Consider the following 2,285-nt stretch of genomic DNA (forward strand, 5'->3'; position numbering starts at 1 on the left):
TTCATCCATCGGCGCTATTAATTGTTGATATAATTGATGGGCTATTTTTTTGTATTCGTTGGTGTTTTTGCTTGTTATGGCTTCATTTAATCGAATAATCTTGTTGGGCAAGTTAGCTACTTGTAATTTTTTTATATCAAATGTATTCTTCCCAATAATAAAAGCATAGGTAGTAGTCTCATTTGCTACAAAAAATTCTATTACTATTGTTCTATGATCCGAGTTTTCCTGTATTTCAGAAACGGTTGCAATCTTATTCTGGTATTTGAGTTGGTAGTACTTTGGGTAGTCTTTTTCTAATGTTTGATTCAGGGAGTCACGTGTTCTGTTTACGGCAAATAACTTATTATTTAGTTTTTTTATTTTGATACTGTCGATTAATGAATTGGATTGAAGTTTTGTGATCTCTGATTGATAAAAGGCTTGGTCTGTCTTTAGTTTTTTTTCTTTTTCTAATACATCTTTGGGTATTGTAGAGCTGTTTTTAGCATCGGTATCTACTAAAAGTTCTTTTAGGGTATTTGCCTTGCTTTTTTCAGAATAATAGAATGCGTTCTCTAGATTTTTCGGGTCTTTAGTTTCTTTATATACTAATAAATGTGTTTCTATAGCATCTTTATAAATTTCTTTTACTCGTCTAGCAAAACGTACCTTATCATTATAGTTTTGGTAGGATTGTCGGATATAATCTATAAGAATTTCGATGCTTCGGTAAACTTCGGTAGCGCGTTCTAAGTCTTTAATGTTTTTATGTTGCCCATATTTTCTTTGCAAGACTTCAGATTTTCCTGTAAAAGTTATTAAAAGTTTTTCCCAATCATAAAAGTTATCTGGATCAAAAGTATCTCGAGTATTTTTTTTATTATTTGCAAGTAAAGCTTTATTGTAGTGTATTATTGCTTCTTTATATTTTCTTTGTTCAGAATATACGGATGCGATATTGTTTAAAGCATCTATAGTGAGGGGATGCAACTTTCCATAATTATTTTCAAGAATTTTTAGGCTCTTTGTATAATAGAAAAAAGCATCCTCATAACTGTTTTTTTCTTTATAGATATCTGCAATATATGGATAGGTCTTTGAGACTTCATAAGAGTCTTCTCCGAAAAGTGCCGTACTGATACGCAAGGATTTTTGAAAATATAGCATAGCAGTATCAAATTCTTTTTTTTGTAGATAAACGTTTCCGATATTTTTATTCATTCGGGCTACATCTCTGTTGTGTTCACCATATTCCTTTTGATGAATTTGTAGCCCTAAATTATAGTAATACAAGGATTTTTGATAGTCTTCCTTTTTATCATAAATAATACCAATGTTTCCATAAATAATGGCAAAGTTATAATGTTTTTTACCAAACCAGTCACGACCTGCATCTAGACTTTTGTTATAATATTTTAAAGATTTATCGAATTCTCCTTTAGCCATTAATGCATTCCCTAGATTGTTATAAATATGAAACAACCCTCTTGTATTTTTCAGTTCATTAAAAACAGAAAGAGCTTTCTGATTATACATAATTGCATTATCGTAATCTCTAAGTATATAATATGTAGCCCCCAAATTGATATAATTAGCCCCTATTCCAATATTATTTTCTTCATTATTATCAATAAAAATAGTGAGTGATTTTTTGTAAGATTCTATAGCTTTATTTAGTTTTCCGGTTATCTTATAAATCAATGCCAGGTTAGAATAAGATTTTGCAATTTCACTGTATTCAATTTCAGCTATTTGCTTTTTTGTTGTAAGTGCTTTGTTAAAATATAAAAGAGCGTTATTATAGTCAGAAATTTCTTCATAATACATACCTATGTTGTCATATGCATTGGCTTCTTCGACATTGTTTTTACTTAGATATTTTTTACAAACCTCAATTGCGTTTTTAGAATTTTCTAGTACATTTTCTAGGTGTCGATTCATTATATAATTTTCGGAAATCTTATTATAACAACGTGCCACTTTTTTCCAGGATTGCGCCTTTTTATAAATGGGCAATGCTTTTTGAAATATTGGTATAGCCTCATTGTATTTTCCATGGGTAAACAAGGAATCTGCCTTATGATAATATGAGAATGCAATAAGGGTATCATTAGTAGATTGCCCCAAAGCACAATTTGTAAGTACAATTAATAAAATGCTGGTTAAAAATAACCTCATAATTTTCATGGTTTTACTTTTCGCCTATAAAATAACAAAATTGATAGGAATAGTATAGAAAATGTAATACCAAGTATATAATACCCATAATTAGCAGTACCAAAATCAATTGGAGTCGAATCGCC

At 29.7% G+C, this 2,285-nt stretch carries 1 protein-coding gene; it reads right to left on the minus strand.

Annotated features, from left to right (window positions below):
* Positions 1-2,160 (minus strand): tetratricopeptide repeat protein (locus tag DZ60_RS23750; RefSeq protein ID WP_161634459.1); only part of this gene is annotated, 2,160 nt, incomplete at its 3' end.
* Positions 2,161-2,285 lie beyond the last annotated feature (125 nt).

The organism is Aquimarina pacifica (assembly GCF_000520955.1).
In the GTDB taxonomy this organism is placed as follows: Bacteria; Bacteroidota; Bacteroidia; order Flavobacteriales; family Flavobacteriaceae; genus Aquimarina; species Aquimarina pacifica.